Below are 22131 nucleotides of genomic sequence, written 5' to 3'. Positions count from 1 at the left end.
CAGTGTAGAACGGGAGATGTGACGGCAATGGCTACGGAAACTCCCCAGCTCAACGCAGCATGTGCCGTCCTCCCCCCGGGCGCCGCCCGATGACGGCCACCACACCGGCGCCCGACCTGGAACGCGCCACCCTCGACAAGGCCACGAGTGAGAACTTCCCCGTGGCCCCCTTCTTCCTGCCCCGCGACTGGCGCGACGACCTCATGGCGGTCTACGGCTTCGCCCGCCTGGTCGACGACATCGGCGACGGCGACCTCGCACCCGGCGGAGCCGATGCCGAACTGCTCGGCGTGTCGGCCACCGACGCCGAGGACCGCCTGCTCCTGCTCGACGCCTTCGAGGCCGACCTGCGCCGCGTCTTCGACGCCACCCCGCACCACCCCCTGCTGCGCCGGCTCCAGCCCGTCGTGCGACGCCGGGGACTCACCCCCGAGCCGTTCCTCGGCCTGATCGCCGCCAACCGCCAGGACCAGCTCGTCTCCCGCTACGAGACGTACGACGACCTCCTCGCCTACTGCGAACTCTCCGCCAACCCCGTCGGCCGCCTCGTCCTCGCCGTCACCGGTACCTCGACCCCCGAGCGGATCCGCCTGTCCGACGCGATCTGCACCGCGTTGCAGATCGTGGAGCACCTCCAGGACGTCGCCGAGGACCTCGCCCGCGACCGGATCTACCTCCCGGCCGAGGACATGAAGCGCTTCCACGTCCGGGAATCGGATCTTTCCGCGAAAACCGCGGGCGCATCGGTGCGCGCCCTGGTTGCATACGAAGCACAACGCGCCCGCGATCTGCTGAATGAAGGCGCCCCCCTGGTGGGTAGCGTCCACGGCAGGTTGAAGCTGCTGCTCGCAGGGTTCGTGGCGGGGGGAAGGGCGGCGGTCCGCGCGATCGCCGCCGCCGAATACGACGTACTTCCCGGCCCGCCCAAGCCAGGCAAGGTCCAGTTGCTGCGTGAGGCGGGCGTGATCCTGCGAGGAGAGGGGTGAACCGGACCGTGGAGTCTGCGTCGCACGTGTCCGCACCGGTGCTCGCCGCCTACCGCTACTGCGAGACGGTGACCGGACAGCAGGCCCGTAACTTCGCGTACGGCATCCGGCTGCTGCCCACACCGAAGCGGCGCGCCATGTCCGCGCTGTACGCGTTCTCGCGGCGCGTGGACGACATCGGCGACGGCGACCTGGCCGACGACGTGAAGGCGGCACGGCTCCAGGACACCCGGGCCCTGCTCGCCCGGGTCCGGGAGGGCGGCGTCAAGGAGGACGACACCGATCCGGTGGCCGTCGCGCTCACCCATGCCGCCGACGCCTTCCCGATCCCGCTCGGCGGTCTCGACGAGCTGATCGACGGCGTCGAGATGGACGTGCGCGGTGAGGCCTACGAGACCTGGGACGACCTGAAGGTCTACTGCCGGTGTGTCGCCGGTGCCATCGGACGCCTCTCGCTCGGCGTGTTCGGCACCGAACCGGGCGCCCGCGGCGCCGAGCGAGCCGCCGAGTACGCCGACACGCTCGGTCTCGCGCTGCAGCTCACCAACATCCTCAGGGACGTCCGCGAGGACGCCCAGGGCGGTCGCACCTATCTGCCCGCCGACGACCTGGCCAAGTTCGGCTGCTCGGCCGGGTTCGCGGGGCCGACGCCGCCGGACGACTCCGACTTCGCGGGGCTCGTGCACTTCGAGGTCCGTCGCGCCCGCGCGCTCTTCGCCGAGGGCTACCAGCTGCTGCCCATGCTCGACCGGCGCAGCGGTGCCTGCGTGGCCGCCATGGCCGGCATCTACCGCCGCCTCCTCGACCGCATCGCGCGCGACCCCGAGGCCGTGCTGCGCGGCCGTGTCTCGCTGCCCGGACACGAGAAGGCATACGTCGCCGTGCGCGGCCTGTCCGGCCTCGACACCCGGCAGGTCACCCGCCACGGCGCCGGGCGCCCCGTCGGAAGGCGCGCCTGATGGACCTCACCGAACCAGCGGACTTCCACCGGGCAACCCCGCGCCCCGGCGTGGCGTCCCTGACTGCGACGACCGTGCGTGCACCGTTCAACCAGCACGGTCGGCACGCATGGAAGGACGCACCATGAGCGACGGCGCACGCCCCGCACCACGCCCGCGCACCCCACAAGGCGCGGCACGCAGCGCCGTCGTGATCGGCGGCGGCCTCGCCGGCATCACCGCGGCGCTCGCCCTCGCCGACGCGGGCGTCCGCGTCACCCTGCTCGAAGGCAGGCCCAGGCTGGGCGGCCTCGCCTTCTCCTTCCAGCGCGGCGAACTGACCGTCGACAACGGCCAGCACGTGTACCTGCGCTGCTGCACCGCCTACCGCTGGTTCCTCGACCGGATCGAGGGCACGGCGCTGGCACCGCTGCAGGACCGCCTGGACGTGCCCGTCGTGGACGTCGCCAAGCCCGAGGGCCGGCGGCTCGGCCGGTTGCGGCGCGACCCGCTGCCCGTCCCCCTGCACCTGGGACGCAGCCTGGCCGCCTATCCGCACCTCTCGCTCGCCGAGCGCGCCGCCGTCGGGCGTGCCGCGCTCGCGCTGAAGGGGCTCGACCTCGCCGATCCGGCCCTGGACACCCAGGACTTCGGCAGCTGGCTGGCCGACCACGGCCAGTCGGCGCGTGCCGTCGAGGCCCTGTGGGACCTGGTCGGGGTCGCCACCCTCAACGCGGTCGCGGGCGACACCTCGCTGGGGCTCGCCGCGATGGTGTTCAAGACCGGTCTGCTGTCCGACCCGGGCGCGGCCGACATCGGCTGGGCCCATGTCCCGCTGGGCGAACTGCACGACCGGCTGGCCCGCAGGGCGCTCGACTCCGCGGGCGTGCGTACCGAGGTCCGTTCACGCGTCACCTCCGTCTCTGCCATGGAGAACGGCGGCTGGGGCGTCGAGGTTCCCGGCGAGCGCATCGAAACCGACGCCGTCGTCCTCGCCGTACCCCAGCGCGAGGCGTACGAACTGCTGCCGCCCGGCGCCCTCGACGCCCCCGAGCGGCTGCTCGGCATCGGCACCGCCCCCATCCTCAACGTGCACGTGGTGTACGACCGCAAGGTGCTCGCGCGGCCCTTCTTCGCCGCCCTCGGCACGCCCGTGCAGTGGGTCTTCGACCGCACCCGCGCCTCCGGACTGCGCTCGGGCCAGTACCTCGCGCTGTCCCAGTCGGCCGCGCAGGACGACATCGACCTTCCCGTCGCGCGGCTGCGGGCGCGCTACGTCCCGGAGTTGGAGAGGCTCATCCCGGGTACGCGCGGCGCCGTGATCGAGGACTTCTTCGTGACCCGGGAGCGCACGGCCACGTTCGCGCCCACCCCCGGCGTCGGGCGTCTGCGGCCCGGCGCCCGCACCAAGGCACCCGGCCTGTACCTGGCCGGAGCGTGGACCGCCACCGGGTGGCCCGCGACCATGGAGAGTGCGGTCCGCAGCGGAGTGAGCGCGGCCGACGCCGCGCTCCGCGCCCTGGGCCGGCCCCGTCCGAGCCGTCTCTTCGCGTTCGAGGAGGCGGCCTGATGCCCCATCGGCAGCCGGCGGCAGGCCCCCGCACCTTCGGTACCGCAACAAGAGGAGAGACTGTGCCCACTGTGCCCCCGGCCTCGACGGAGACCGCGGCGGACGTCACCGCGCTGCTGGAGCGCGGCCGGACCCTGGCCACACCGGTCCTGCGTGCGGCCGTCGACCGCCTCGCTCCTCCCATGGACACCGTCGCCGCCTACCACTTCGGCTGGATCGACGCGGCCGGCAACCCGGCCGCCGGAGACGGCGGCAAGGCCGTGCGTCCCGCGCTCGCCGTGCTCTCCGCCGAGGTCACCGGCAGCGCGCCCGAGACCGGTGTCCCGGGTGCCGTCGCCGTCGAACTGGTCCACAACTTCTCGCTGCTGCACGACGACCTGATGGACGGCGACGAGCAGCGCCGCCACCGCGACACCGTCTGGAAGGTGCACGGCCCCGCCCAGGCCATCCTGGTCGGCGACGCCCTGTTCGCGCTGGCCAACGAGGTGCTGCTGGAACTCGGCTCGGTCGAGGCCGGCCGCGCCACCCGCCGGCTGACCACCGCCACCCGGGCCCTGATCGACGGTCAGGCCCAGGACATCTCCTACGAGCACCGCGACCGCGTCAGCGTCGAGGAGTGCCTGGAGATGGAGGGCAACAAGACCGGCGCGCTGCTCGCCTGCGCCTCCTCCATCGGCGCCGTCCTCGGCGGCGCCGACGACGCCACCGCCGACGCGCTGGAGCGCTACGGCTACCACCTCGGCCTCGCCTTCCAGGCCGTGGACGACCTGCTCGGCATCTGGGGAGACCCGGAGGCCACCGGCAAGCAGACCTGGAGCGACCTGCGCCAGCGCAAGAAGTCGCTGCCCGTGGTCGCGGCTCTCGCCGCCGGCGGCCCCGCCTCCGAGCGGCTCGGCGAGATCCTCGCCGCGGACGCCAAGAGCAGCGACTTCGAGAACTTCTCGGAGGAGGAGTTCGCGGCCCGTGCCGCCCTCATCGAGGAGGCCGGCGGCCGCGAGTGGACGGCCGAGGAAGCGCGCCGTCAGCACACCATCGCCGTCGGCGCCCTCGACGCGGTCACCATGCCGGACCGGGTACGGGCCGCCTTCGCGGCGCTCGCCGACTTCGTCGTCGTACGAAAGAGATGATCACTATCGGTCGAAACAGCCTCGCGTAGTCGCCGGCCGGTGTCGCGATAGGACGCACACCGGCCGACGGCGGACCCACAGCAGCACGACTCGCACGACTGCACGAAGGGGAAGCCATGACAGCGACGACCGACGGAAGCACCGGGGCCACCTTGCCGTCCCGCGCTGCCGCGGCCAGCGACACCACCCTCACGACCCCCGAGGCGGCCGGGGCACCGGAAGCCGCCGCCCTGGCCGCCCGGCGTGCCACCGAGTTCCTGCTGTCCCGGCAGGACACCGAGGGCTGGTGGAAGGGCGACCTGGAGACCAACGTCACCATGGATGCCGAGGACCTGCTGCTCCGCCAGTTCCTCGGCATCCAGGACGAGAGGACCACGCAGGCCGCCGCGAAGTTCATCCGCGGCGAGCAGCGCGAGGACGGCACCTGGGCGACCTTCTGGGGCGGGCCCGGCGAACTGTCCACCACCATCGAGGCGTACGTCGCCCTGCGTCTGGCCGGCGACGCGCCCGACGCCCCGCACATGGCGCGGGCCTCCGCCTGGATCCGCGAGCGCGGCGGGGTCGCCGCCTCCCGGGTCTTCACCCGCATCTGGCTCGCCCTGTTCGGCTGGTGGAAGTGGGAGGACCTGCCGGAGATGCCGCCGGAGCTGATCTGGTTCCCCGGCTGGATGCCGCTGAACATCTACGACTTCGGGTGCTGGGCCCGGCAGACGATCGTGCCGCTCACCATCGTCTCGGCCAAGCGCCCGGTGCGCCCCGCGCCCTTCGCGCTGGACGAGCTGCACACCGACCCGGCGCACCCCAACCCGGCCAGGCCCCTCGATCCGGCGAACACGTGGGACGGTGCCTTCCAGCGCCTGGACAAGGCGCTGCAGCAGCTGCGCAAGGTCGTCCCGCGCCGGGTGCGCAAGGCCGCGATGAACGCCGCCGCCCGCTGGATCATCGAGCGGCAGGAGAACGACGGCTGCTGGGGCGGTATCCAGCCCCCGGCCGTGTATTCGGTCATCGCCCTGCATCTGCTCGGTTACGACCTCGAACACCCGGTCCTGCGCGAGGGTCTGGCCTCCTTGGACCGGTTCGCCGTATGGCGCGAGGACGGTGCCCGGATGATCGAGGCCTGCCAGTCCCCGGTGTGGGACACCTGCCTCGCGGCCATCGCCCTGGTCGACGCCGGACTGCCCGCCGACCATCCGCAACTCGTCAAGGCCGCCGACTGGTTGCTCGGGGAGGAGATCGTCCGGCCCGGCGACTGGGCCGTCAAGAGGCCCCAACTCCCGCCGGGCGGATGGGCGTTCGAGTTCCACAACGACAACTACCCGGACATCGACGACACCGCCGAGGTCTCCCTCGCGCTGCGCCGGATCCGCCACCACGACCCCGAGCGGGTGGACCGGGCGATCGGGCGCGCGGTGCGCTGGAACCTCGGCATGCAGTCGAAGAACGGCGCGTGGGGCGCCTTCGACGTCGACAACACCAGCCCGTTCCCCAACCGGCTGCCCTTCTGCGACTTCGGCGAGGTCATCGACCCGCCGTCCGCGGACGTCACCGCGCACGTGGTGGAGATGCTCGCCGCCGAGGGCCTGGCCCACGACCCGCGCACCCGGCGCGGCATCGCCTGGCTGCTCGCCGAACAGGAGCAGAACGGGGCGTGGTTCGGCCGCTGGGGCGTCAACTACATCTACGGCACCGGGTCCGTGGTCCCCGCGCTGACCGCGGCCGGGCTCCCCGGCTCGCACCCCGCGATCCGGCGGGCGGTCGCCTGGCTGGAGTCGGTCCAGAACGACGACGGCGGCTGGGGCGAGGACCTGCGCTCCTACAAGTACGTCAAGGAATGGAGCGGCCGGGGCGCCTCCACCCCCTCGCAGACCGCGTGGGCGCTGATGGCGCTGCTCGCGGCGGGGGAGAGGGACTCCAAGGCCGTGGAGCGGGGCATCCAGTGGCTCGCCACCACCCAGCGGGAGGACGGCACCTGGGACGAGCCGTACTTCACCGGCACCGGCTTCCCCTGGGACTTCTCCATCAACTACCACCTGTACCGGCAGGTGTTCCCGCTCACGGCACTCGGCCGGTATCTGCACGGCGATCCCTTCGAGCGGCAGCTGCTGGCCAAGGCCGTGCGGCCGCGGCCGGAGGAGGCCAAGGCCGCCGGGTCGCCGCTCTCCGAGGCCAAGGGGAGCTGATGTGAACGTCCAGCCCGCTCCGGCCCCGCTGCTGATCGCCTGCGCGCTCGGCATCGAGCACCTCGCCCTGCGCTCGGGTGACCGCGGCGGGGCCGACGGGCCGGTCATGTTCGTCCGTACCGGGATGGGGCCGCGGGCGGCGCAGCGCTCCCTCACCCGGCACCTGGCCCGGCCGGCGCTCACCGGGGCCGCGGTGGTGGCCACCGGTTTCTGCGCCGGCCTCGCCCCCGGCATGCACCCCGGCGACCTGGTGGTCGCCGAGGAGACCCGGGACCCGCACGGGACCGTCCCGTGCGCCGGCACCGAACTGCTGGTGAAGGAACTCGCGCGGCTGCTGCCCGGCCGCACGGTCCACACCGGACCGCTCACCGGCTCCGACCATGTCGTGCGCGGCCCCGAACGGTCCGCCCTGCGCGCGACCGGCGCGATCGCGGTCGACATGGAGTCCGCGGCCACCCTGCTCAGCGCCGTGACCGCGGGCGAGCGCCCGGTCGCGGCCGTGCGGGTGGTCGTGGACGCGCCCGAACACGAACTCGTGCGGATCGGCACGGTCCGCGGTGGAATATCAGCCTTCCGCGTTCTTCGTTCCGTACTTCCCGCTTTTTTCGAATGGCACCGTTCTTTGCTGCTCCCCCGGAGGTGAGCCCAGATGGCCATGCCGTTGCGTCAGTCCATCAAGGTCGCTACATACCTGGCCGAACAGAAGCTCCGCAAGCGGGACAAGTTCCCGCTCATCGTCGAGCTGGAACCCCTGTTCGCGTGCAATCTCAAGTGCGAGGGCTGCGGCAAGATCCAGCACCCGGCCGGTGTGCTCAAGCAGCGCATGCCGGTCGCCCAGGCGGTGGGCGCGGTGCTGGAGTCGGGCGCGCCGATGGTCTCCATCGCCGGCGGCGAACCCCTGATGCACCCTCAGATCGACGAGATCGTGCGGCAGTTGGTGGCCAGGAGGAAGTACGTCTTCCTGTGCACCAACGCGATGCTGCTGCGCAAGAAGATGGACAAGTTCACGCCCTCTCCCTACTTCGCCTTCGCGGTGCACATCGACGGGCTGCGCGAGCGGCACGACGAGTCCGTCGCGAAGGAGGGCGTGTTCGACGAGGCGGTGGCGGCCATCAAGGAGGCCAAGCGGCGCGGCTTCCGGGTGACCACCAACTCCACCTTCTTCAACACCGACACCCCGCAGACCGTCGTCGAGGTGCTCAACTTCCTCAACGACGACCTCCAGGTGGACGAGATGATGATCTCGCCCGCCTACGCCTACGAGAAGGCCCCGGACCAGGAGCACTTCCTCGGCGTGGAGCAGACCCGCGAGCTGTTCAGGAAGGCCTTCTCCGGCGGCAACCGCAGGAAGTGGCGGCTCAACCACTCCCCGCTCTTCCTGGACTTCCTGGAGGGCAAGGTCGACTTCCCGTGCACCGCGTGGGCGATCCCGAACTACTCGCTCTTCGGCTGGCAGCGCCCCTGCTACCTGATGAGCGACGGGTACGTGCCGACGTACCGGGAGCTGGTCGAGGACACCGACTGGGACAAGTACGGCCGCGGCAAGGACCCGCGCTGCGCCAACTGCATGGCGCACTGCGGCTACGAGCCCACCGCCGTGCTCGCCACCATGGGCTCGCTGAAGGAGTCGCTGCGGGCCATGCGCGAGACGGTCTCGGGAAACCGGGAGTAGGCGGTGACCGCCGTACCCCTGGGCGTTCCCGAGGTACCGGCCCGGCAGGTGGCCCCGCGGCGGCGGTCGCGGCGGATCCAGGTCGGGCCGGTGGCGGTCGGGGGCGGGGCCCCGGTGTCCGTGCAGTCGATGACGACGACCCGTACGTCGGACATCGGCGCCACCCTCCAGCAGATCGCCGAGCTGACCGCGTCGGGCTGCCAGATCGTCCGCGTCGCCTGCCCCACGCAGGACGACGCGGACGCCCTCGCCACCATCGCGCGGAAGTCGCGGATCCCGGTGATCGCGGACATCCACTTCCAGCCCAAGTACGTCTTCGCGGCCATCGAGGCCGGCTGCGCGGCGGTCCGCGTGAACCCGGGCAACATCAAGAAGTTCGACGACCAGGTCAAGGAGATCGCCGAGGCCGCCAAGGAGCACGGCACCCCGATCCGCATCGGCGTGAACGCGGGCTCCCTGGACCGGCGCCTGCTCCGGAAGTACGGCAAGGCCACCCCGGAGGCGCTGGTCGAGAGCGCCCTGTGGGAGGCGTCCCTCTTCGAGGAGCACGACTTCCGCGACATCAAGATCTCGGTCAAGCACAACGACCCGGTCGTGATGATCGAGGCATACCGCCAGCTCGTCGCGCAGTGCGACTACCCCCTCCACCTCGGCGTCACCGAGGCCGGACCCTCCTTCCAGGGCACCATCAAGTCGGCTGTGGCGTTCGGGGCGTTGCTGTCCCAGGGCATCGGCGACACCATCCGCGTCTCGCTGTCCGCGCCGCCCGTCGAGGAGGTCAAGGTCGGCACCCAGATCCTGGAGTCGCTGAACCTGCGCCGGCGCGGCCTGGAGATCGTCTCCTGCCCCTCCTGCGGGCGCGCCCAGGTCGACGTCTACAAGCTCGCCGAAGAGGTCACGGCGGGGCTGGACGGTCTCGAAGTGCCCCTGCGGGTGGCGGTGATGGGCTGTGTGGTCAACGGCCCTGGGGAGGCCCGTGAGGCCGATCTGGGAGTTGCCTCAGGCAACGGAAAGGGACAGATCTTCGTCAAGGGGGAGGTCGTCAAGACCGTCCCCGAGTCACGGATCGTCGAGACCCTGATCGAGGAGGCGCAGCGGCTCGCCGAGCGGATGAAGTGAGTCCACGTAACTGCACGGAGCGAGAGGGGGCCACGAACGTGACGATTCTGGAGACGATCCGGCGACCGCGGGACCTGAAGGGGCTGTCCGGGGACGAACTCGGCGTACTGGCCGAGGAGATACGCGAGTTCCTGGTGCACGCGGTCGCACGCACCGGCGGTCACCTCGGACCCAACCTGGGTGTGGTGGAACTGACCATCGCCCTGCACCGGGTCTTCGAGTCGCCGGTCGACCGGATCCTGTGGGACACCGGCCATCAGTCGTACGTCCACAAGCTTCTGACAGGACGTCAGGACTTCTCCAAGTTGCGGGGCAAGGGCGGCTTGTCCGGCTACCCCTCCCGCGAGGAGTCCGAGCACGACGTCATCGAGAACAGCCACGCCTCCGCCGCGCTCGGCTGGGCCGACGGCCTCGCCAAGGCCCGTCAGGTGAAGGGGGAGCGGGGCCATGTGGTCGCGGTCGTGGGGGACGGCGCGCTGACCGGCGGCATGGCCTGGGAGGCGCTGAACAACATCGCGGACGCGCCGGACCGCCCGCTGATCATCGTCGTCAACGACAACGCGCGCTCCTACGCCCCCACCATAGGCGGCCTCGCCGACCATCTGGCCACCCTGCGCACCACCGACGGCTACGAGAAGTTCCTCGCCTGGGGCAAGGAGATGCTCCAGCGGACCCCCGTCGTCGGCGCCACCCTCTACGAGTCCCTGCACGGCGCGAAGAAGGGCCTCAAGGACGCCTTCGCCCCGCAGGGACTCTTCGAGGACCTGGGCCTCAAGTACATCGGCCCGGTCGACGGACACGACATCGGGGCCGTCGAGTCCGCGCTGCGCCGCGCCAAGCGCTTCCACGGCCCGGTCCTCGTGCACTGCCTGACCGAGAAGGGCCGCGGATACGAGCCCGCGCTCGCCGACGAGCTGGACCGCTTCCACACCGTCGGCGTGATGGACCCGCTGACCTGCGAACCGCTCTCCTCCTCCGGCGCTCCGTCCTGGACCTCGGTGTTCGGCGAGGAGATCGCCCGGCTCGGCGAGGAGCGGGAGGACGTCGTCGCGCTCACCGCCGCCATGCTGCACCCGGTCGGCCTCGGCGCCTTCGCCGAGCGCTTCCCGGACCGGGTGTGGGACGTGGGCATCGCCGAACAGCACGCGGTCGCCTCCGCCGCCGGGCTCGCCACCGCCGGACTGCATCCGGTCGTCGCCCTCTACGCCACCTTCCTCAACCGCGCCTTCGACCAGTTGCTGATGGACGTCGCCCTGCACCGCTGCGGGGTCACCTTCGTCCTCGACCGGGCCGGCGTCACCGGCCCCGACGGCGCCTCCCACAACGGGATGTGGGACATGTCGCTCCTCCAGGTGGTGCCTGGCCTGCGGATCGCCGCCCCGCGCGACGCCACGCAGCTGCGGACCCAGCTGCGCGAGGCGGTCGCCGTGGACGACGCGCCCACGGTGCTGCGGTTCCCGAAGGAGAGCGTCGGCCCGGACATCCCGGCCCTCGACCGGGTGGGCGGCATGGACGTGCTGCACCGGGCCGAGCGGCCGGCGGTGCTGCTGGTGGCCGTCGGGGTGATGGCACCGGTGTGCCTCAAGGCCGCCGAACTCCTCGCCGAGGGCGGCGCCGGGTGCACGGTGGTGGACCCCCGGTGGGTCAAACCCGTCGACCCGGACCTGCCTCGGCTGGCCGCCGAACACCGGCTGGTGGCCGTGGTCGAGGACAACAGCCGTGCCTCCGGCGTCGGTTCGGCCGTGGCGCAGGCCCTGAGGGACGCCGGGGTGGACGTGCCGGTGCGGCTGTTCGGCATCCCGGACCAGTTCCTGCCGCACGCCAAGCGCAGCGAAGTACTGGCCGACATCGGCCTCACGCCCGTGGAGATCGCCGGGCGGATCAGTGGGAGCCTGGCCGTCAAGGACGTCGCCGGCGCAGTCAAGGAGAGTGAATGACCACCGAGTTCGACCTCGGCGCCCTGCTCGCCGAGCGCGGAGCCGAGCGATACGAGCTGCACGCGAAGTACCTCAACCCACAGCTCCCGCGCATGTTGCACACCATCGGCTTCGACAAGGTCTACGAGCGTGCCGAGGGCGCCCACTTCTTCGACGCCGAGGGCAACGACTACCTGGACATGCTCGCCGGGTTCGGGGTGATGGGCCTCGGCCGCCACCACCCGGTCGTCCGCAAGGCGCTGCACGACGTCCTCGACCTCGACCTCGCCGACCTCACCCGGTTCGACTGTCAGCCGCTGCCCGGACTGCTCGCCGAGCGGCTGCTCGCGCACAGCCCGCACCTGGACCGGGTGTTCTTCGGCAACAGCGGGACCGAGGCGGTCGAGACGGCGCTGAAGTTCGCCCGCTACGCCACCGGCAGGCCCCGCGTCCTGTACTGCGCGCACGCCTTCCACGGACTGACCACCGGCTCGCTGTCCGTCAACGGTGAGACCGGTTTCCGCGACGGCTTCGCCCCGCTGCTGCCCGACACCGCCGTACCGCTCGGTGATCTCGACGCCCTGGCACGGGAGTTGAAGAAGGGCGACGTGGCCGCGCTGATCGTGGAGCCGATCCAGGGAAAGGGCGTGCACGAGGCGCCCCCCGGCTATCTGCGCGCCGCGCAGGAGCTGCTGCGCAAGCACAGGGCGCTCCTGATCGCCGACGAGGTGCAGACCGGCCTCGGCCGCACCGGCGACTTCTACGCCTACCAGCACGAGGACGGCGTGGAGCCGGACCTGGTGTGCGTCGCCAAGGCCCTGTCCGGCGGCTACGTCCCGGTCGGCGCCACCCTCGGCAAGGACTGGATCTTCAAGAAGGTCTACTCGTCCATGGACCGCGTCCTCGTCCACTCGGCGAGCTTCGGTTCCAACGCGCAGGCGATGGCGTGCGGGCTCGCCGTGCTGTCGGTGATGGAGAACGAGCAGATCGTCGCGGGCGTGCGCACCACGGGCGACCTGCTGAAGTCCCGCCTCACCGAGCTGATCGACAGGTACGAGCTGCTCGCCGACGTCCGCGGCCGGGGCCTGATGATCGGGATCGAGTTCGGCAGGCCGTCCTCGCTGAAGCTGCGCAGCCGCTGGGCCATGCTCCAGGCCGCCCGCAAGGGGCTGTTCGCCCAGATGGTCGTCGTGCCGCTGCTGCAACGGCACCGGATCCTGACCCAGGTCTCCGGCGACCACCTCGAAGTCATCAAGCTGATCCCGCCACTCGTCTTCGGCGAGGCGGACGTGGACCGGTTCATCGAGGGCTTCACCGCCGTCATGGACGACGCGCACAACGGCGGCGGCCTGATGTGGGACTTCGGCAAGACGCTGATCAAACAGGCGGTCGCCAACCGCTGATCGGTCAGAGCATGACCATGAGCAGCAGCCACGGGTAGACGAAGCCGGCCGCGCCGAGAACGGTTCCGGTGACGGCCGGCCACATCCGGCCGACCCCTCGTCTGGCGTAGTGGACGCCGGCGAGACCGAAGGTGACCGCGAGCGCGCCCGCGAGCAGCGTCAGCGGGAACAGCATGAGCGGCGGGCAGATGCCCAGGGCTCCCACGATCCCGAGAACGAGGGAGGTGGGGCCGAGCAGCGTGGCCGGTGAGTCGTCAGGGCCGGGCGTGGTGCGGTCGGACAGGTGGGACATGCGGAACCCCCATGCTTTGAACGCGTTCAAAAGCTGGGTCGATCGTAGCAGCGGAAGGCTTTTGCCTCAGAGGCAAGAAATTTGCCATAGGGGCAAAGTCGAGGCTGAATGGAGGCATGAACGCCTCAGATGCCGCGTCGCGGGCGGCGGGTCAGGGTGACGATCTGCCCGCCGTCGCGCCGCAGCTGCGCGCACTGCGCCGACGGGCCGGTCTCACCCTGGAGGCCGCGGCCCGGGACGCCGGGCTCTCGCCGGCCCATCTGTCCCGGCTGGAGACCGGGCAGCGACAGCCCTCGCTGCCGATGCTGCTCGCGCTCGCCCGTATCTACGGTACGACCGTCTCCGAACTCCTCGGCGAACGGGTCGCCGACCAGAACGCGATCGTCCGGGCCGCCGACATGGACCCGACGCGGGCCGCCGGCTGGACCTACTTCCAGGCCGGCGCCCCCGGCCGCGGGATGCAGGCCCTGCGGGTGCACGCGCCGTACGGCACGCAGAGCGACATCGTGCGTGTCCACCCCGGCGAGGAATGGCTCTATGTCCTCAAGGGACGGCTGCGGCTGCGCCTCGGCGACGGCACGCATCTGCTCGCCCCCGGCGACAGCGCCCACTTCGACTCGCTCACCCCGCACCGCCTCGCCGCCGAGGACCCCGACGGCGTGGAGCTGCTGTTCGTCCACACCCTGCTGCAGAGCCCCACGGCCGCACTGTGCCTGGGGCACCTGAACGGAGAGCTGCCATGAGCAACCTCGAGACCAAGTTCCCCCGTTCCCTGTGGATCCGGCTGATCATCTACATCGCCGCCGGGCACGTCCTCGCCGCGTTCCTCTACCTGCTGTTCGCGGTCGGGGGCAAGGGCTGAGCCCGCTTCCTCGACCGGAGCGGGCGCGCGCCGGACGAACGGGTCAGTCCACCAGGCGCGCCCGCAGCCGCTCCCGGGTCGCCGGGGTCAGCCGCAGACCCTTCTCCAGATAGCCGTCCACACTGCCCCAGGTCTCCTCGATGCTGTCGAAGGCGGCCGCCAGGTACTCGGCGCGCGCGTCGAAGAGCGGGCTGAGCAGTTCCATCACCTCGGGCGTGTACGCACTCTCCGCACTGCCGCTGCGCTGCACCTTGTAGCGGCGGTGCTTGGCGTTGGACTCCAGGTAGTCGGCCACGATCGCGTCACGCTCCACGCCCACGGCGAGGAGCGTGACGGCTATGGAGATCCCCGCGCGGTCCTTGCCGGCCGCGCAGTGCATGAGCGCGGGCACGCTGTCCTCGGCGATCGCGTGCAGCACCCGGGAGTGCTCGCTGGTGCGGTTGCGGACCGTCGACCGGTACGAGGCCACCATCCGGGCCGCGCCCTTGCCGTCGTCCAGGATCGAGCGCAGCTCGTCGAGGTCGCCGTCGCGGACCATCTTCCAGAACTCGGCGCCGTCCGCCGGGTCGCTCAGCGGCAGGTTCACATTGCGCACGCCGGGCAGCGCGACGTCCGGGCCCTCGAGCTTCTGGTCGGCCGCGTTGCGGAAGTCGAAGATGGTGTGCAGGCCCAGAGAGGAGAGGAAGGCCGCGTCCTGCGCGGTGGCGTGCGCCAGGTGGCCGCTGCGGAACAGCACGCCGTGGCGCAGCCGGCGGCCGTCCACGGTCGGCAGCCCGCCGACGTCACGGAAATTGCGCACACCGGCCAGCTCCGGCTCGGTCGACGGGACCTGCTGCGTCACGGGGGCTCCTCCCGATCGGTCCCCGCCGTCACGGCTCGCGGCGGGCGCTGCGTCGACCATACGGCATTGGTTTCGTGGGGCAATGAGTTGTCCACAGGCATTGTCACCGGGGGCGTACGGGCTGATGATGCGCGTACGTGAGCGTTTCCGTTGGCGACTGTGAGGTATTGATGACGGATGTCGCGGAGGACGGCCGCACCTGGCTGCTGTCGGGGCCCACCAGCGGCTACGCCCTGCGTCTCACCGACGCGGACGAGCTGGTGCATCTGCACTGGGGGCCGCGGATCACCCTCGCGGACGCCGAGGCCCTCGCCGCCCGTCCGCTGCCCGCGTACCGCCCCTTCGAGTCCCCGCTCGACGGCCGCGAGGAGTACCCCGTCGACGGCGGCCCGCGCTTCGTACGCCCCGCCCTGTCCGTGCGCACCGGCGAGCGGCGCGGCACCCAGTGGCGCTTCGTGTCGTACGACACCTCGTGCGCGGACTCCTACGGCCTCGCGTACGACACCCCGGGCGGCGCCGCGTGCGACGCCTCGCGCGAAGGGGGAGGCGAGGGCGGAGGGGGCGAGCTGCGGCTGCGGTTCGAGGACGGCGGGCTGGCCATCACTGCACTACCGGATGCGCGACGACGTCCTGGAGCGCTGGGTGAGCCTGCGCAACGGCGGGGACGCGTCCGTGGAACTGCTGCGCGCCGACGCGGCCACCTGGACGCTGCCCGACCGCGAGGGCCGGCGCCTGTCCCGGCTGCACGGCCGCTGGGCCGCCGAGTCCCGGCTCGCCACCGCGCTACGGCGAGCAGATCATCGGCAGCCGCCGCGGCCACACCGGCCACCAGCACCTGCCCTGGGTCGCCCTCGAGACCGACGCCACCGAGGAGCGGGGCGAGGTCTACGGCTGCGCGCTCGGCTGGTCCGGCTCCTGGCGCATCGCCGTCGCCCAACTCCCCGACGCGCGCGTGCAGATCACCGGCGGCGCCGGATACGACGACTCGGGCCTGCTGCTCCTCGCACCCGGGGAGTCGTACACCACCCCCGTCTTCGCCGGCCTCTTCGCCGACGGCGGCTTCGGCGGGGCGAGCCGCGCCTGGCACGCCTACCAGCGCGCGTACGTCGTCCCGGACGCCGGGCGGGACCGGCCGGTGCTCTTCAACTCCTGGGAGGCGACCGGCTTCGGCATCTCCGCCCGGCAGCAGTGGGGACTCGCCCGGCGGGCCGCCGCGATCGGCGTGGAGCTGTTCGTGGTGGACGACGGCTGGTTCGGCGCCCGCACCGACGACAGCGCCGGGCTCGGTGACTGGACCCCGAACCCCGACCGTTTCCCGGGCGGCCTCACGCCCCTCGCCGACCAGGTCCACGGGCTGGGCATGCGGTTCGGTATCTGGGTCGAACCGGAGATGGTCAACCCGGACAGCGACCTCTACCGCGCCCACCCGGACTGGGTGCAGCACCAGCACGGCCGCAGGCGCACCGAGTTCCGCGACCAGCTGGTCCTCAACCTCGCCCGGCACGATGTCCAGGAGTACCTGTGGGAGCGGCTCGACGCCCTGCTCTCCGGCACTCCGATCGACTTCGTGAAGTGGGACTTCAACCGGTGCTTCACCGACGCCGGCCGGCCCGGGGAGCCGTATCCGCAGCGGCTGTGGGTGGACCACGTCCGCGCCTTCCACGGTCTCCTCGACCGGTTGCGCGCCGCCCACCCCGGTGTCGCCTTCGAGTCCTGCTCGGGCGGCGGCGGCCGGATCGACCTCGGGGTGCTCGGCCGCACCGACCAGGTGTGGACCTCCGACAACACCGACCCGCTGGACCGGCTCGCCATCCAGCACGGCTTCAGCCAGCTGCACCCGGCCCGGGTCATGGCCGCGTGGGTCACCGACAGCCCGAACACCCAGCTCAACGGGCGGGTCAGCAGCCTGAGGTTCCGCTTCGTCAGCGCCATGGCGGGCGTCCTCGGCATCGGCGGAGACCTCGGCCGGTGGAGCGAGGAGGAACTGGCCGAGACCGCGCGGTGGGTGGGACTGTACAAGGAGATCCGGCCGCTGGTGCAGCACGGCGAGCTGTACCGGCTGCGGCCCCCGACGGGCGGACTCGGCGCGGTGCAGTACGTCCTGGGCGACGAGAGCGTGGTCCTCGCCCGGCTCCCGGCGCAGCGCTACGGCGAACCCGTGCCGGCGCTGCGGCTGCGCGGCCTCGACCCGACGGCGTCGTACGCGTGCCGGGAGACGGGCGAGGTGCATCGCGGGGCGGTCCTGCTGCACCACGGGCTGGCGGTGGGTCTGAAGGGCGACCTGGACGCCACGGTGATCCGGCGGCGGCGCATCTGAGGCCCGAACAGCGCCGACTGCGGCCGTATTCCTGGATCGGGGAATCTTCGGGAGTGGCTCATCTCACCGTTCGTCAACCCTTTCCTACGGTCGCGTAAGTCACACCCCGAGGTGAATCATGGTCCGACGTGGCAGACGATTCGAAGAATGACAGCAGATCAGTGATCGGGTCGTACGTGGCGGTGGGGGACAGCTTCACCGAGGGCGTCGGCGATCCCGGCCCCGACGGGGCGTTCGTGGGCTGGGCCGACCGGTTCGCGGTCCTGCTCGCCGATCGGCGGCCCGAGGGCGATTTCCAGTACACCAATCTCGCCGTGCGCGGGAAGCTGCTGGACCAGATCGTGGCCGACCAGGTTCCGCGGGCCGTGGCGCTCGCCCCGGACCTGGTCTCCCTCTGCGCGGGCGGCAACGACATCCTGCGGCCCGGCACCGACCCGGACGAGGTGGCCGAGCGCTTCGAGGCGGCCGTGGCCCGGCTCGCCGAGGCCGCCGGCACCGTGCTGGTGACCACCGGCTTCGACACCCGGGGCGTCCCCCTGCTCAAGCACCTGCGCGGCAAGATCGCCACGTACAACGGCCATGTCCGGGCCATCGCGGACCGGTACGGCTGCCCCGTGCTCGACCTGTGGTCGCTGAGGTCCGTGCAGGACCGCCGGGCCTGGGACAGCGACCGGCTGCACCTCTCGCCCGAGGGGCACACCCGCGTCGCGCTGCGCGCCGGGCAGGCGCTCGGCCTGGAGATCCCGGCCGACCCGGAGCAGCCGTGGCCGCCGCTGCCGCCCCGGGGCACCCTGGAGGTCCGCCGCGACGACGTCCACTGGGCCCGCGAGCACCTGGTGCCGTGGATCGGCCGCCGCCTGCGCGGCGAGTCCTCCGGTGACCACGTCACGGCGAAGGGCGCGTTGTCCCCCGAGGACATCCGGATGCGCATCGCCTCGGTGGCCTGATCCCTCCGGAACCCAACCGCCCCGCCCCGCACGCCACTTGGCGGGGCGGGGCGGGTCTCGCCGTGGGGCGACGGGGGCGGCCACGGCGGGCGGCCTGCCGTCGCTCGCCGGACGGAACCGCGCCGCCGCCGTCCGCACCGAGCCCGTCGCTCCCGCGCCTGACGGACCCGGCCCGTCACGTCCCCCGGCCGCACACCCGGTGTTGGACGGCGAGGCCGTCGAGGAGGGCGGTCGGGCGCGGGGCGGTGGCCGGGGGCGGGGCAGGTGAACTCGCCGGCGGTGACGCCCTCGGTGAGGGCCGTCTTCCATCGGTGGTCCAGGTCCCGGGTGACCTCGCGCAGGGCGGGTTCGCGCAGCGCCGTGCCCCGGGTCGGTGTCCGGCCGGATGCGCGGACTCCCGAAGCGCCGAACGGGGATTCAGTGACGCCGGGGTCTTCCCCGTCCCTGTCCGGACCGTTCGGGGCGCCGACCATAATGGAGGGCCCACCACTCCACCGGGAGGTACCGTGACCGGTCCGCGTTCCTCGACCCCAGGGCCCCGTGTGCCGCGCCCGGCGGCCTTCGGGGTGGACCCGGGCGGTGAGCGCCTGGCCCGCATCCGCCGCTCCCCGCACTTCAGGGACGGCGTCTTCCAGAACCCCGGCGGCGCCGCGCGCACCCGCCCCTCTGGCTCGGCACTGGACTTCGCGAAGGTCTTCTTCGACAAGGAGACCCGGCCGCTGCGCGCGCCCCGGGGCACGGTCCCGGTGCACCCCACGACCTTCGCCGACCTCGCCAAGCCGCCCGCCACCGGCCTGCGGCTGACCTGGATGGGACACTCCAGCGTGCTCGCCGAGATCGACGGCCGGCGGGTGCTGTTCGACCCGGTGTGGGGCGAGCGCTGTTCCCCGTTCCCGTTCGCCGGGCCCAAGCGGCTGCACCCCGTGCCGCTGCCGCTCGCCGCGCTCGGCGAGGTCGACGTGGTGGTGATCTCCCGCGACCACTACGACCACCTCGACCTGCCCACGGTCAAGGCGCTCGCCGGCACCGACACCCTCTTCGCCGTGCCGCTCGGTGTCGGCGCCCACCTGGAGCACTGGGGGGTCTCCCCGGACCGGCTGCGCGAACTCGACTGGCACGAGTCGACCCGGGTCGGCGGGCTCACCCTGACCGCCACCCCGGCCCGCCACTTCTGCGGTCGCGGGCTGCGCAACACCCAGCACACCCTGTGGGCCTCCTGGGCCGTCGCCGGCGAGGAGCACCGGATCTACCACAGCGGCGACACCGGCTACTTCGAGGGCTTCAAGGACATCGGCGCCGCCCACGGCCCGTTCGACGCCACGATGGTGCAGATCGGGGCGTACAGCGAGTTCTGGCCGGACATCCACATGCGTCCCGACGAGGGCCTGCGCGCCCACCTGGACCTCCAGGGCGGCGCCCCGCACGGTGTCCTCCTGCCGATCCACTGGGGCACCTTCAACCTGGCCCCGCACGCGTGGGCCGAGCCGGGGGAGTGGACGAAGGAGGCGGCCGAGGAAGCCGGCCAGGCCGTGGCCCTGCCCCACCCCGGCGAGCCCTTCGAGCCCGCCGGCAAGCTCCCGGCCGAGGCGTGGTGGCGGGGCGTGTCCGGCGAGGTCCGCCGCACCTGGGGATCGGTCGGCGCCCTGGTCGCGGAGCCGCCGAAGCGTGGCTGAGGCGTTTTCGCCCCGTTCCGGATCGGCGCCTGCCGCAAGGTCAGAGCGCCTGCCCAAGGCCAGAGAAGCACTCTCCGTGACATCCGGAAGGCGTCAGGAGTGCGGGGGCGCGGCGCGTGACAGGGGGACAAGTGCTGTGGACCGGGCCGGAGACGGGATCGGGGGCGGGGCGGCGCCTCCTCGACTCGCTCGTGCTTTCTGACCGCTTTTGATCGGGCGTTATCGATCTTTTTCGGGACGGTCGAAGCAGGCCGGCCCGGACATCGGTCTTTCGTACGGGGCCTCATACCAGAGCGGGACGCTTTGTGGGGGAGTTTGGCAACTGCCCTCACGTGTGAGACGGAGGCGACTACCGTGAGTGTCCGACCCAGGCCCGACGGACCAGTACGAGGACGCAGATGTCTCACCTTCGCGCACCGGCCGCCCGTGCCGACCGCCGGGAGGGCGGGCGGCACGGGCGGCCGGTCGCCCGACCCGCTCCCGCACTGCCCGAGACGCACATACGGCCCCACCTCATGCGGCTCGCCGTGCTGCCGCCGCTCGCGGTCGCCCTCGCCGCCACCGCCGCGGTCCTGTTCACCGTCCGCTCCACCGGCGCCCGCACCGGCCCCGTCCTGTGGGCCGTGCTCGGCGGCGCGGTGACCGTGACCGTCGCCGGCATCCTGATCGCCGCGGTGGCCGCCGACCGCGCCGCCCGCGCCGTCGCCGACCGCGTCGACGCCCTGCGCCGCACCGCCGCCCGCGGCGAGGCCGACCTGCACGAACTCGTCGACGCCCTGCGCCGGGGGGAGGAACCCCCGCGGCCCTCGTCGCGGCGTCGGCCGCCCACCGATGCCGACGACTTCGAACTGCTCGCCGCCGACCTGGCCCGCGCGCACGACGGCGCCGTCACCGCCGTCGTGCGGGCCGCCCAGCTCTCCAGCCACGCGGGCAGCGAGCAGAAGCTCGAGGTCTTCGTGAACCTCGCGCGCCGGCTCCAGTCCCTCGTGCACCGCGAGATCTCGATCCTGGACGACCTGGAACACGAGATCGAGGACCCCGACCTGCTCAAGGGCCTCTTCCACGTGGACCACCTGGCCACCCGCATCCGGCGGCACGCCGAGAACCTCGCCGTGCTCGGCGGCGCCGTCTCCCGGCGCCAGTGGAGCAACCCGGTGAGCATGACCGAGGTGCTGCGCTCCGCCATCGCCGAGGTCGAGCAGTACTCCCGGGTCAGGCTGGTGCCCCCGATCGACGGCGAACTGCGCGGCCACGCCGTCGCCGACGTCATCCACCTGCTCGCCGAACTCGTCGAGAACGCCACGGTGTTCTCCGCCCCGGGGACCCAGGTGCTGCTGCGCGCCAACCTCGTCACCTCCGGACTCGCCGTCGAGGTCGAGGACCGCGGACTCGGCATGCCCCTCGGCGAACAGGACCGGATGAACGCCCTGTTGGCCGACCCCGACCAGGTCAACGTCGCCAGCCTGCTGGCCGACGGCCGCATCGGTCTCTACGTCGTCTCCCAGTTGGCCCGCCGCCACGGCATCGGCGTACGGCTGCAGGGCAACATCTACGGCGGCGTCCAGGCCGTACTCGTCCTACCCCAGGCCCTGCTGGGCGCGCCCGCGCCCGCGGCGCCGCGGGAACGGCTCCCGGTCTTCACCCCCTCCGTGCCACCGGCCCTGACCGCGCAGGCGAGGGAAACCCCGGTATCCGCGAGGGACGCGCGGACGGACCTCGTCGAGACCGGCGCCCGGGGGCATGAGGAGGGCAGCCCTGGCGAGGCTCCGCCCCCGCCCCCCGTGCGCGGTGCCCACCACGAACGCCCCACCCCCGCCGAGGCCGCGCCCGGCATCCGGGCCCGCCACCGGGCGGCGGTCGAGGAGCACGAGGGCGTCCTGCCCGCCCCGCGCGCCGACACCGTGCGCGGCACCCCGGCCAAACCCCGGCTGCCGCGCCGCCGCGCCCAGGAGAACCTCGTCCCCCAGCTCCGCGGCGGCCCCGCACCTCGCCAGGACGGCGACACCCTCGGGGGCCACGACCCCGGACTGATGGCCGCCTTCCAGCGCGGGATCGGCCTCGCCGAGGCGCAACAGCCCAGGCAGGCGCGGCAGTCGAACGGCGGGCACGCGTGGCCCGCCGCCCTCCCGGGCGCCGAGCCCGCAGGCGTCCGCGTCGTCCACCCGGAGCGGGACGGTCACCAACGACCGCCCGCACAGGGCCACGTGGAGCACGCCCGCACCGAACACCCGCCCCGGCCCGCCGGCCCGACCGAGGGAAGCGCACCGGCCGGCTGACCCCCGTACGGG

Annotated in this window: 18 protein-coding genes and 1 pseudogene; 17 read left to right on the top strand and 2 right to left on the bottom strand. The window is 72.5% G+C overall.

The features are described 5' to 3' along the window. Positions 1–89 precede the first annotated feature (89 nt). From hpnC to QSK45_RS00395, 11 genes are all read left to right on the top strand, one after another. The gene (gene hpnC, locus QSK45_RS00440; RefSeq protein ID WP_285552045.1) at positions 90–986 is read left to right on the top strand and encodes a squalene synthase HpnC; all 897 of its coding nucleotides are present in this window, start codon (positions 90–92) and stop codon (positions 984–986) included. Then, entirely contained in the window at positions 983–1945 is a 963-nt protein-coding gene (hpnD, locus tag QSK45_RS00435) for a presqualene diphosphate synthase HpnD (RefSeq protein WP_285552044.1), read from the top strand. The genes hpnC and hpnD overlap by 4 nt, the downstream gene beginning before the upstream one ends. Then, positions 1945–2073 (top strand): DUF6380 family protein, encoded by a 129-nt coding sequence (locus QSK45_RS38260; protein ID WP_395484426.1) that lies wholly within the window; start codon positions 1945–1947, stop codon positions 2071–2073. The genes hpnD and QSK45_RS38260 overlap by 1 nt, the downstream gene beginning before the upstream one ends. Continuing rightward, positions 2070–3494, top strand: coding sequence for a hydroxysqualene dehydroxylase HpnE (gene hpnE / locus QSK45_RS00430; protein ID WP_285552043.1), 1425 nt, complete (start codon positions 2070–2072; stop codon positions 3492–3494). The genes QSK45_RS38260 and hpnE overlap by 4 nt, the downstream gene beginning before the upstream one ends. Then, a complete protein-coding gene (locus QSK45_RS00425; protein ID WP_285552042.1) occupies positions 3494–4621 on the top strand; it encodes a polyprenyl synthetase family protein in 1128 nt (375 codons plus the stop codon). The genes hpnE and QSK45_RS00425 overlap by 1 nt, the downstream gene beginning before the upstream one ends. A 116-nt stretch (positions 4622–4737) precedes the next feature. Continuing rightward, positions 4738–6801, top strand: coding sequence for a squalene--hopene cyclase (shc, locus tag QSK45_RS00420; protein ID WP_285552041.1), 2064 nt, complete (start codon positions 4738–4740; stop codon positions 6799–6801). A gap of 1 nt (position 6802) precedes the next feature. Next, complete coding sequence (locus QSK45_RS00415) at positions 6803–7444, top strand: phosphorylase family protein (protein WP_285552040.1); 642 nt, start codon at positions 6803–6805, stop codon at positions 7442–7444. Between the two features lie 6 nt (positions 7445–7450). After that, positions 7451–8473: an adenosyl-hopene transferase HpnH gene (gene hpnH, locus QSK45_RS00410; protein ID WP_285552039.1), complete on the top strand. Its 1023-nt coding sequence runs from the start codon at positions 7451–7453 to the stop codon at positions 8471–8473. Positions 8474–8476: 3 nt separating this feature from the next. Then, the gene (gene ispG / locus QSK45_RS00405) at positions 8477–9592 is read left to right on the top strand and encodes a flavodoxin-dependent (E)-4-hydroxy-3-methylbut-2-enyl-diphosphate synthase (protein ID WP_285552038.1); all 1116 of its coding nucleotides are present in this window, start codon (positions 8477–8479) and stop codon (positions 9590–9592) included. 38 nt (positions 9593–9630) lie between these two features. After that, positions 9631–11529, top strand: a complete 1899-nt coding sequence (gene dxs, locus QSK45_RS00400; RefSeq protein ID WP_285552037.1) for a 1-deoxy-D-xylulose-5-phosphate synthase — start codon at positions 9631–9633, stop codon at positions 11527–11529. Beyond that, the gene (locus tag QSK45_RS00395; protein WP_285552036.1) at positions 11526–12911 is read left to right on the top strand and encodes an aspartate aminotransferase family protein; all 1386 of its coding nucleotides are present in this window, start codon (positions 11526–11528) and stop codon (positions 12909–12911) included. The genes dxs and QSK45_RS00395 overlap by 4 nt, the downstream gene beginning before the upstream one ends. Positions 12912–12915: 4 nt before the next feature. Here QSK45_RS00395 and QSK45_RS00390 read toward each other — a convergent pair whose 3' ends face one another. Continuing rightward, on the bottom strand, positions 12916–13203 hold the full coding sequence (locus tag QSK45_RS00390) for a hypothetical protein (protein ID WP_285552035.1): 288 nt from the start codon (positions 13201–13203) through the stop codon (positions 12916–12918). Between the two features lie 116 nt (positions 13204–13319). Between QSK45_RS00390 and QSK45_RS00385 the strand changes: the two genes are divergently transcribed. Both QSK45_RS00385 and QSK45_RS00380 read left to right on the top strand, forming a co-directional pair. Then, on the top strand, positions 13320–13946 hold the full coding sequence (locus tag QSK45_RS00385) for a helix-turn-helix domain-containing protein (protein ID WP_285552034.1): 627 nt from the start codon (positions 13320–13322) through the stop codon (positions 13944–13946). Continuing rightward, positions 13943–14065 carry a DUF6126 family protein gene (locus QSK45_RS00380; RefSeq protein ID WP_285552033.1) on the top strand — a complete coding sequence of 41 codons (123 nt, stop codon included), beginning with the start codon at positions 13943–13945 and terminating at the stop codon, positions 14063–14065. Before QSK45_RS00385 ends, QSK45_RS00380 begins: the two co-directional genes overlap by 4 nt. 43 nt (positions 14066–14108) lie before the next feature. Here the strand turns inward: QSK45_RS00380 and QSK45_RS00375 are convergent, their stop codons facing one another. Next, a complete protein-coding gene (locus tag QSK45_RS00375) occupies positions 14109–14906 on the bottom strand; it encodes a tyrosine-protein phosphatase (RefSeq protein WP_285552032.1) in 798 nt (265 codons plus the stop codon). Positions 14907–15076: 170 nt separating this feature from the next. Between QSK45_RS00375 and QSK45_RS00370 the strand changes: the two are divergent. The 4 genes and pseudogenes from QSK45_RS00370 (at position 15077) to QSK45_RS00355 (ending at position 22119) form a co-directional block, all read left to right on the top strand. Further along, positions 15077–17223: pseudogene (locus QSK45_RS00370) on the top strand (alpha-galactosidase). Positions 17224–17384: 161 nt separating this feature from the next. Beyond that, positions 17385–18170, top strand: a complete 786-nt coding sequence (locus tag QSK45_RS00365; protein WP_285553344.1) for an SGNH/GDSL hydrolase family protein — start codon at positions 17385–17387, stop codon at positions 18168–18170. Between the two features lie 506 nt (positions 18171–18676). After that, a complete protein-coding gene (locus QSK45_RS00360) occupies positions 18677–19843 on the top strand; it encodes an MBL fold metallo-hydrolase (protein WP_285552031.1) in 1167 nt (388 codons plus the stop codon). Positions 19844–20241: 398 nt separating this feature from the next. Beyond that, on the top strand, positions 20242–22119 hold the full coding sequence (locus QSK45_RS00355; protein WP_285552030.1) for a sensor histidine kinase: 1878 nt from the start codon (positions 20242–20244) through the stop codon (positions 22117–22119). The last annotated feature ends 12 nt before the right edge of the window (positions 22120–22131 follow it).

Source organism: Streptomyces hygroscopicus subsp. hygroscopicus, from assembly GCF_030269125.1.
GTDB classification, from domain to species: Bacteria; Actinomycetota; Actinomycetes; order Streptomycetales; family Streptomycetaceae; genus Streptomyces; species Streptomyces hygroscopicus_C.
The sequence above is the reverse complement of the archived record's forward strand: the minus strand, read 5'-3'. Positions and strand labels throughout refer to the sequence as shown.